The 7,911-nt window shown below is 73.8% G+C and carries 8 protein-coding genes; 5 read left to right on the forward strand and 3 right to left on the reverse strand.

From position 1 onward, the window contains the following. The first annotated feature begins 3 nt into the window (after positions 1–3). From CLV63_RS27475 to CLV63_RS27495, 5 genes are all read left to right on the forward strand, one after another. The gene (locus tag CLV63_RS27475; RefSeq protein ID WP_106586137.1) at positions 4–969 is read left to right on the forward strand and encodes an ABC transporter permease; all 966 of its coding nucleotides are present in this window, start codon (positions 4–6) and stop codon (positions 967–969) included. After that, positions 966–2,132 carry a threonine synthase gene (locus CLV63_RS27480; RefSeq protein WP_146165678.1) on the forward strand — a complete coding sequence of 389 codons (1,167 nt, stop codon included), beginning with the start codon at positions 966–968 and terminating at the stop codon, positions 2,130–2,132. The genes CLV63_RS27475 and CLV63_RS27480 overlap by 4 nt, the downstream gene beginning before the upstream one ends. Positions 2,133–2,163: 31 nt before the next feature. Further along, a complete protein-coding gene (locus CLV63_RS27485) occupies positions 2,164–3,306 on the forward strand; it encodes a Gfo/Idh/MocA family protein (protein WP_106586139.1) in 1,143 nt (380 codons plus the stop codon). Further along, positions 3,303–4,052, forward strand: coding sequence for an MBL fold metallo-hydrolase (locus CLV63_RS27490; protein WP_106586140.1), 750 nt, complete (start codon positions 3,303–3,305; stop codon positions 4,050–4,052). Before CLV63_RS27485 ends, CLV63_RS27490 begins: the two co-directional genes overlap by 4 nt. Before the next feature lie 215 nt (positions 4,053–4,267). Further along, complete coding sequence (locus CLV63_RS27495) at positions 4,268–4,969, forward strand: hypothetical protein (RefSeq protein ID WP_106586141.1); 702 nt, start codon at positions 4,268–4,270, stop codon at positions 4,967–4,969. 97 nt (positions 4,970–5,066) lie between these two features. Here the strand turns inward: CLV63_RS27495 and CLV63_RS27500 are convergent, their stop codons facing one another. The 3 genes from CLV63_RS27500 to CLV63_RS27510 all read right to left on the reverse strand — a co-directional run bounded on the left by CLV63_RS27500 (position 5,067) and on the right by CLV63_RS27510 (position 7,737). Continuing rightward, positions 5,067–5,681: a class I SAM-dependent DNA methyltransferase gene (locus CLV63_RS27500; protein ID WP_106586142.1), complete on the reverse strand. Its 615-nt coding sequence runs from the start codon at positions 5,679–5,681 to the stop codon at positions 5,067–5,069. Between the two features lie 188 nt (positions 5,682–5,869). Then, a complete protein-coding gene (locus CLV63_RS27505) occupies positions 5,870–6,880 on the reverse strand; it encodes a hypothetical protein (RefSeq protein ID WP_106586143.1) in 1,011 nt (336 codons plus the stop codon). An 89-nt stretch (positions 6,881–6,969) separates the two neighbouring features. Continuing rightward, positions 6,970–7,737 carry a trans-aconitate 2-methyltransferase gene (locus tag CLV63_RS27510; protein WP_211301502.1) on the reverse strand — a complete coding sequence of 256 codons (768 nt, stop codon included), beginning with the start codon at positions 7,735–7,737 and terminating at the stop codon, positions 6,970–6,972. Positions 7,738–7,911: the final 174 nt, after the last annotated feature.

Raw genomic sequence — 7,911 nt, forward strand, 5'->3', positions numbered from 1 at the left:
GCTATGTCGGCGCGCACCCGGCGCGGCCTGATCGCGCTCGCCCCCGTCGTCCTGCTGCTCGTGCTCCTCGCGGCGTTCACCCTGATGGACCCGCGGATCGCGACACCGGTCAACCTGCGAAACATCGTGCTCCAAGCGGTGCCCGTCGCGCTGCTGGCGCTCAGCGCATACGTCGTGCTCGTCACCGCGGGGATCGACCTGTCCGCCGGGTACGCCGTCGGGCTGGCGGGGGTGGTGATGGCGGGCCTGCTCACCGGCGGCAGCGGGCTGCCCGCGGCCCTGCTGGGCGGCCTTGCCGCTGCCGCCGCCGTGGGCCTGGTGAACGGGGTGCTGATCGGGCTCGCCGGACTGCCCCCGTTCGTGGCCACCCTGGGCACCATGACGATCGTGCAGGGGCTGACCATGTTCGCCGCCCCGCAAGGGCTCATGGTCGTCGACGACCCGTTCCTCACCTGGCTCGGGCAGGGCACGATCGCGGGCCTGCCTGTTCCGGTCCTCGCTGTCGCCGCGGTGTCGGCGGCGGTCTGGTTCCTGATGCGCCGCACCCGCTTCGGACTGCGAACCTACGCCTACGGCTCCGACCAGGCCGCGAGCCGCCTGACGGGGGTGCGCACCGGGCCGCAGATGGTGGCCGTGTACCTGCTCGCCGGTGTCCTCGTGTTCGGCTCGGCGCTGCTGCTCGTCGCGCAGGTGCCGCTCGTGCAGCCCAACATGGGCGGGATCCCGCTGCTGCTCGATGCCATCGCCGCGGCGGTCCTCGGCGGGACCAGCATCTTCGGTGGCCGCGGCAGCGTCGGCGGCGTCCTCGTGGGCGTGCTGATCATCGGCCTGGTCACCAACGCCTTGCAGATCCTCGGCGTGGACCCCTCCGCCATCGACCTGTTCAAGGGCCTGATCATCGTGGCGGCCCTCGTGCTCGACGTCGGCCTGCGCACCCTGCACACCCGCGCGGTCAAGGCGGCGGCGTGACCGGGGGAGCGGGGCGGCCGTGGACGCTGCACTGCGCCGCGTGCGGCGGGGCCGAACCGGGCGGCGGCGGATTCCGCTGCCCCGCGTGCGGCGGGGTGCGCCGGGCGGAGCCGCCGCCCGGTTCCGCCGTCCCCGCTGACAGTGGCGCGCCGGGAATGTGGCGCTACCGCTCGGCGCTGCCGCCCGTCCCCGCGCCCGTCACCATGGACGAGGGCGGCACCCCGCTGCTGGACCGCCCCGCGCTGGCCGAGCGGTTCGGCGTCGCGGCGCTCGCGGTGAAGGACGAGACCCGCAACCCCACCCTGTCTTTCAAGGACCGGGCGATGTCGCTCGGCGTGAGCCTCGCGGCGGGCGTCCCCGGCCTCCCGGGCGTGGTCGCCGCCTCGACCGGCAACACCGCCGTCTCGGCCGCGGCCTACGCGGCGCTGGCCGGGGTCCCGTGCCGCCTGGTGTGCGCCGAGGCCGCCGCCGGGGGCGCCAAACTGCGCATCGCCCGCGCGCTGGGCGCCGAGGTCCGCGCCGTGCCCGGGGACTTCAGCGCGGCGCATCGCGCGGCCGCCGCGCTGGAGGAAGCCGGCTGGTACACGCTGACCACCACCTTCCGCAACCCCTTCCTCGCCGAGGCGCACCGCAGCGTCGCCTTCGAGATCGCGGCGCAGACGCTGGGGCGGCCCCCCGGCTGGGTCCTCGTCCCGGTCGGGGCCGGGCCGCTGCTCTGGGGCATCCACCAGGGGTTCGCCGCGCTGCACGCCGGAGGGCTGCTGGACGCCGTGCCCCGGATGGTCGCCGTCCAAGCGGCGGCCTGCGCCCCCATCGTCCGCGCGTTCGACGAGGGCGCCGCCGAACCGGCCCCTGCCGACCCCGGGCCCACCTCCGCCGGGGCGATCGCGGACCCGCTGCGCGGCTACACCGACGAGGGCGCGCTGACACTGCGCGCGGTCCGCGCGTCCGGCGGCGCCGCCGTCGCGGTCGACGACACCGCCATCGAGGACGCGATGCGCGTCGCGGCGCGCGCCTGCGGCCTGCTGCTGGAACCCGCCGCCGCTGCGCCGTTGGCAGCCGTCGCCGCCCTGCGCCGCAGCGGTGCCATGCCGCCCGGCGCCGAGGTGGCCGTGCTCGCCACCGGGCACGGCGCGAAGGAACCCGACCGACTCGCCGGCTGAGCCCGGCGGTCGCCGACTTGAGGGAGCACGCATGACCCGTCCCGTGCGGATCGCGATAGCAGGAGCCGGCCGCTTCGGCGCACTGCACCTGGAGACGTTCGCCGACCTGCCGGCCGAGGTCGTCGCCGTCGCCGAACCCGACGCCGGCCGCCGCGCCGAGGTCATGGCCCGCTACCGGATCGCGCGCGGCTACCCCGCCCTCGACGCACTGCTCGCCGCGGAGGACGTCGACCTGGTCGACGTCGCCGCCGACGAGGCGCGGCACGGCGGCCTGGTCCTCGCGGCGCTGCGCGCCGGCGCGCACGTGTTCGTGGAGAAGCCGCTGGCGCTCGACCCGGCGGACGCCGCGGCGATCGAGGCCGAGGCCGGGCGGCGCGGGCTCGCCGTCGTCGCCGGGCAGATCAGCCGGTTCGCCGCGGGCTACGCCCACATCCGCGGCCTGCTCGCTTCGGGCGCACTGGGCGACCCCGTCCACCTGCGGTTCCGGCGCGACTTCTCGCGCACCTGGTTCCCCGCGTTCGGGGACCGCGTCCACCCGGTGTGGGAATCGGGGATCCACGACATCGACCTCGCCCTGTGGTTCGCCGGGGCGCCCTGCGTGTCCGGCTACGCGGTGCAGCGCTCGGTCAGCGGTCGGGCACACCCCGACCTGTTCGCCGCGACCCTGGAGTTCGCCAACGGGGTGGTGGCGACCATCGAGAGCGCATGGCTGGTGCCCGAGGGCGCGCCGCAGACACTGCGGGGCGCCCTGGACCTCGAGGGCACCATCGACGCGACGGCCGAAGTGCTCGGCACCCGCGGGACCGCCTCCTACCGGCTCGCCAACGACGGGCTGGCGGTGCGCACCGACGACGCGGTCGCGCACCCCGAACTCACGCTGTGGCCCACGGTCGCCGGGAAAATCGGCGGCGCGCTCCGCGAGGAGCTCGCCTACGCCGTCGACGTCGCGGCGGGCGTGCGCGGCAACGACCTCATGCCGCTCGGCGAGGCGGTCGAGGGGGTCCGCATCGCGGCGGCCATCGAGCGGACCGGCGCCAGAGGCGGCCCGCTCGACCTCGCGAAGGAGGGCCCCGTGCGCGGCCAGGACGCGGAGGCCGACCGGGTCGGCATCGGGCGCGACCAGGGCGCGGAGCCCGACCGGTCCGCCCCCGGTGCGAACGGGCGCCGGCCGTGAGCGCCCGGCGCATCACCGACCGGATCTGGCTGGTCGGCAGCGGCACCGACCCGCAGGCAGGGACCGACCCGCACGACTGCCACGCCTACCTCCTCGACGGCGGCACCGAGGCCGCCCTGGTGGACTGCGGGACCGGCCTGGCGCATGAGCGGCTGCTCGCCAACATCGAGGACACCGGCTGCCTCGACCGGCTCACGACGATCCTGGTGACCCACTACCACGCCGATCACGCCGGGGGCGCGGCCGCGCTGCGCGCGGCGACGGGCGCCGAGGTCCGCGCCGCACCGGAGGCGGTCACCGCCCTGGCGGCGGCCGACGAGTACACCACCCAGGTCGCCGCGGCGCGGACGGCCGGGATCTACCCGGCGGACTACCGGCTCCCCGGGTGCGCGGACGCCCGCCCGATCACCGGCGGGACCGTGCTCCGCGTCGGCGGCGCCACCGTCGAGGTCCACGACGCACCCGGGCACTGCGACGGCCACCTGTGCCTCCTCGCCGACATCGGCGGCGAGCGGGCCCTGTTCAGCGGCGACGCGGTGTTCGCGGAGGGCCGGGTGTCCATCCAGCCGATCCCGGACTGCCGACCGCACGCCTACGCGAGGACCTGCCGGGCCCTGGCCGAACTCGCCCCGGACGCACTCCTGCCCGGCCACGGCGCCATGGCCCCCACCGGCGGCGCCCGCCACCTGGACCAGGCCCGCGACCACTTCGCCCGCCTCACCGTCCCCCCGAACCTGGGCGCCTGAACACCCCGCAGCCGCTGCCATCGCATTCTCCGATCCGGTTCCATTGATCTCCGGAATGGCCGACCCTGGACATGGAAACAAAAAAAGAGAAAATGCCGGGTACATTACTGGGAACCGACTTGGAATATGCGTTACGGGGGAATTCCATGCGGGTATTGGGGCGGGTTTCCGGCTATTCCGATCCAGGGGCGTCGACTCTCGAATATGCGGCTCTCGTGGTGCTTTCCGCGGCGTTGTTCGGCGGGCTCGTGAACATCCCGACGACCGTCCGGCCGAGTGTCACCGAGGCGGTGTGCGCGCTGCTGGACCTCGGCGGGTGCGCCGACCCGCCCGCCGAGCGGGCCGGGCCCGACCCGCCGCCCGAACCGGCGGAGCCGGACGTCCAGGACGTCGATCGGGGCACGGGGCCGCGCGGCGGCAGCGGTCCGCAGGTGGACGCCCGGCAGGAGCCCGGGTCGGGGGAGGAGATCGGCGCCCCGCTCTCCTGGGATTCCGAGCGGCCGCTCACCGCGGGGCCCTACGGCCCCGGCCACTCCTGTAGCGAAATACCGGCCGACAACGGCGCCGGCCCCGAAGAGGAGGCGTTCGAGAAGACCGGATACCACTACAGCCGGACCGTGGAATTCGATCCGCCCGCCAACACCGGCTGGTGGGTCGCGCTCGATTCCACCAAGTCGCCCGACGGCCAGATCAAAGGCGAATCCGGATACCAGAACGGCGTCGACAAGGCGAAGGTCTACGCCAAATGCGACGAAGGCAGGATCCAGGAGAGCTTTGTGCCGACCGAGGACGGGCTGGTGCACCGTATAGCCCAGGGGCACGTGGTCTGCCCGCACGACCCCGAGAACTGCTACGGCCCGTCGTTGTCGGTCTCGGCTTGGGGCGAGGGCCTGTACCAGCCGGAACCGTCCGAATAGCCCGTCGCCGCGCGGTTCCGCGCCTCCGGGGCGGGACCGGTTGCGGGACGGGGGTTGGTGCGGCCCGCGCGACCGGGTGTGCGCGGGCCGGGGCGCGTCAGCGGGCGCGCAGGACCACCAGGTTGCAGGTGATCGCTTCCTTCGTGTGGTAAACGCTCCGGGGGGTCGCCTCCTCCAGGGTGGCCGCGCCGCTCTCTTCGAGTTCGGCCACCCGGGCGCGGTAGCCCTTCGCCGCCCAGATGCGGTCGAGGATGGTCACGACGACCGGCGCACCGGGGCGCGCGACCCGCACCAGCTCGTCCAGTGCTTCGGGGCCGACGTGGCCTTCGGTCAGGGTGCCCACGCAGATGACGGCGTCGTAGGAGGAGTCGGCGGCGGCCAGCCGCGCGGTGAGGTCGGCCTTCGCGAGGGCGCGGTACACGCCCTTGCCGCGCGCCTGGTCGAGCATTGCCGTGGAGAGGTCGAGCCCGTCGATCGTGCGCAGCCCGGCGCGGTCGAGGGCGACGCCCACGAGCCCCGTGCCGCACCCGGCGTCGAGGATCTCGGCATCGGGCGAGCCCGGCAGCAGCAGCTCCGCGAGGCGGCCCGCGGCGTGCGCGGGGGCCGCGTAGCCCATCTCCTCCGTGAGGTCGTGATCGTACTTCTCCGCCCACTCGTCGTAGACGGTCTCGCACTCGTCGGGGCTCGAAAGCGCGTAGACGCGATCCAGCATGTGGTGCTGTGTACTCACCGGTGGCCTTCCGTGCAGTGACTCCACGGCTCCGTTGCCGAAAGAGCAGATCAAGGACGTAGAAGTCCTAACCCGCTCATACGGCTTGAAACCAGGACACCCGTGCCGGCAGCCCCATCAGCCCTGGTAACCGAGGTGCCGACCTGGTCGGACGCGGTTGCCCGCGGTCGTCAAGAGTAGTTCCGCCACACCGGGCACCGCAGCAGGCACGATGTCTCGGTCGCCTCTGGGGCGGTCGGTGCCGCTTCCTCGATCGACCCTGCGAGGCCGACCAGGTCGACCCCTGGAGCGTCGGATCGGAGGCGCACATACCGACCGTCGGCGGACTCCGTCCGCACCTCCGTCCACCCGAACGGCCACCGGTGCTCGTCGTCGCCCAGTTCGGAATCGGTGTACGCCGGCTCCATCGTCACCACGAGCAGCCCGGCCCGTTTCTCGCAGCGCACTTCTCCTGGCAGCTCGGTTCCGGTGCCGCACTTCTCGGGCGCGAGCACGTCGGCCGAGAAGGACTCTTCGGTGTCCTGCCCAGCGGGGAGCCGGTGCGGCGTGGATCCGATCAGCACCGTACGGCCCAGCAGGTCGCGGTAGACGAGCTCGGGGAAGTCCGACGAGGCGTAGGCGTGGGTGAGCGTCCACCCGGGCGCGTCGAGTACTGCGACGGTGTCGTACCGGAGCAGCTGCTCGGACGCCTCCCGTTGCTCCCCCCGCGCCTCGACGTAGCGCATCGACCCGTCGATGAGGAGGAGCATCGCCGCCACGGCCGCCATGGCGGCCGGCAGGCGGAGGCCGTCGCGGGGGATACGCGCCACGATCTTCAGCGCGGTGAAGACCAGGAGGGCGGGGATCGCAATGAAGAGCAGCGTCCACCCGCCCGTGGGCCGGGCCGCATGGGCTTCCAGGCAGAAGGCGACACAGAAGATCGACGCGAGCGCTGCGAGGGCGCTGAGTACAAAGGGGTGGCGGACGTCGCGCATCTTGAGGTACAGACCCGAGGCAAGCAAGACGGCACCTGCTGCGGGCAGGAGGTGGACCAGGTTCTCGGACATCGGCGCGGGCATGCCGTCGGACGTCAGCAGGAGCCAGGTGAATATGGTGGCGGTCATGACCGGTGTGTGCGCGAAGGCCACGGCGGCGGACGGGGTGCGGGGCTTGTCGGCGGGGTCCTGGTGGGGTGCGGACATGATGGGTTCGACGCCGCCGGACGGCCGGGTGTTGCCTCATGGCCGGGAGCGGCCGCACTCGGTCGTGAAAGCGCGGGCGGCCGCGCTCCTCAGCGCTTGCGGCCCACGCAGAACACGCGCCGGAACGGGAAGAGGGTGCCGTGCGGGCCGGCGGGGTAGGCGTCGCGAAGCAGCGCGGCGTACTCGGCCTCGAAGTCGGCGGCGGCGTCGGCGTCGAGGGCGTCGAGGACCGGGCGCAGGCCGGTGGCGCGCACCCACTGCAACACGGGGTTCTCCCCGTTGAGCAGGTGCACGTAGGTGGTCTCCCAGACGTCGGCCGTGCAGTCGGCGTCGACCAGCAGGCGGGCGTATCCGGCGGGATCGTCGACGCTCTCGCCGCCGCGCAGCACGCCGCCGAGCCGCCCGGACCAGCGCGGCGAATCCGCCAGCTGCCGCATCAGCGCGTGCGACGGTGCGTCGAAGTTCCCGGGGACCTGCCACGCCAGCCACGCGCCGGACGGCAGCCCGGCGGCCCAGCGCCGCAGCAGGCCGCGGTGCTCGGGGATCCATTGCAGAGCGGCGTTGCTGACCACGACGTCGACGCCCTCGGGCTGGAAGTCGCGGAGGTCGCCGTGGCGGATGTCGAGGCGCTCGGAGCCGTCCCCCGGCGCGGCGGCGACCATGTCGGGGGAGGAGTCGATACCCGTGACCGCGGCGCCGGGCCAGCGGCGGGCCAGCATGGCGGTCAGCGCCCCGGTGCCGCAGCCGAGGTCGACCACGGTGTCCGGGGCATCAGCCCGGATGCGCGCGGTGAGGTCGAAGAAGGGGCGGGAGCGGTCGGTGTCGAATCGGGCGTAGAGCTGCGGATCCCAGGTCATGTTCCCCATCCCGCCCTTTCCGGGGTTGTTCGCGGCACGTCGGAGCATCGTAGCCCCGGCGCGGCGGCCCCGCCCTCTCAGCTTGTTGTTTAACCTTGCCCGGGGACCTGGCCTACCCGGATCAATCGTTTCCCGGACAGAGAACGCGGCCGTCCCCCACGCTTCGAGATGTCG

The organism is Murinocardiopsis flavida (assembly GCF_003014485.1).
In the GTDB taxonomy this organism is placed as follows: domain Bacteria; phylum Actinomycetota; class Actinomycetes; order Streptosporangiales; family Streptosporangiaceae; genus Murinocardiopsis; species Murinocardiopsis flavida.

What these genes read in the sequence shown, in the direction of transcription:
- CLV63_RS27475 (WP_106586137.1), top strand. Translation starts at nt 4, where the DNA reads ATGTCGGCGCGCACCCGGCGCGGCCTGATCGCGCTCGCCCCCGTCGTC.
- CLV63_RS27485 (WP_106586139.1), top strand. Translation starts at nt 2,164, where the DNA reads ATGACCCGTCCCGTGCGGATCGCGATAGCAGGAGCCGGCCGCTTCGGC.
- CLV63_RS27500 (WP_106586142.1), bottom strand. Translation starts at nt 5,681, where the DNA reads ATGCTGGATCGCGTCTACGCGCTTTCGAGCCCCGACGAGTGCGAGACC.
- CLV63_RS27505 (WP_106586143.1), bottom strand. Translation starts at nt 6,880, where the DNA reads ATGTCCGCACCCCACCAGGACCCCGCCGACAAGCCCCGCACCCCGTCC.
- CLV63_RS27510 (WP_211301502.1), bottom strand. Translation starts at nt 7,737, where the DNA reads ATGACCTGGGATCCGCAGCTCTACGCCCGATTCGACACCGACCGCTCC.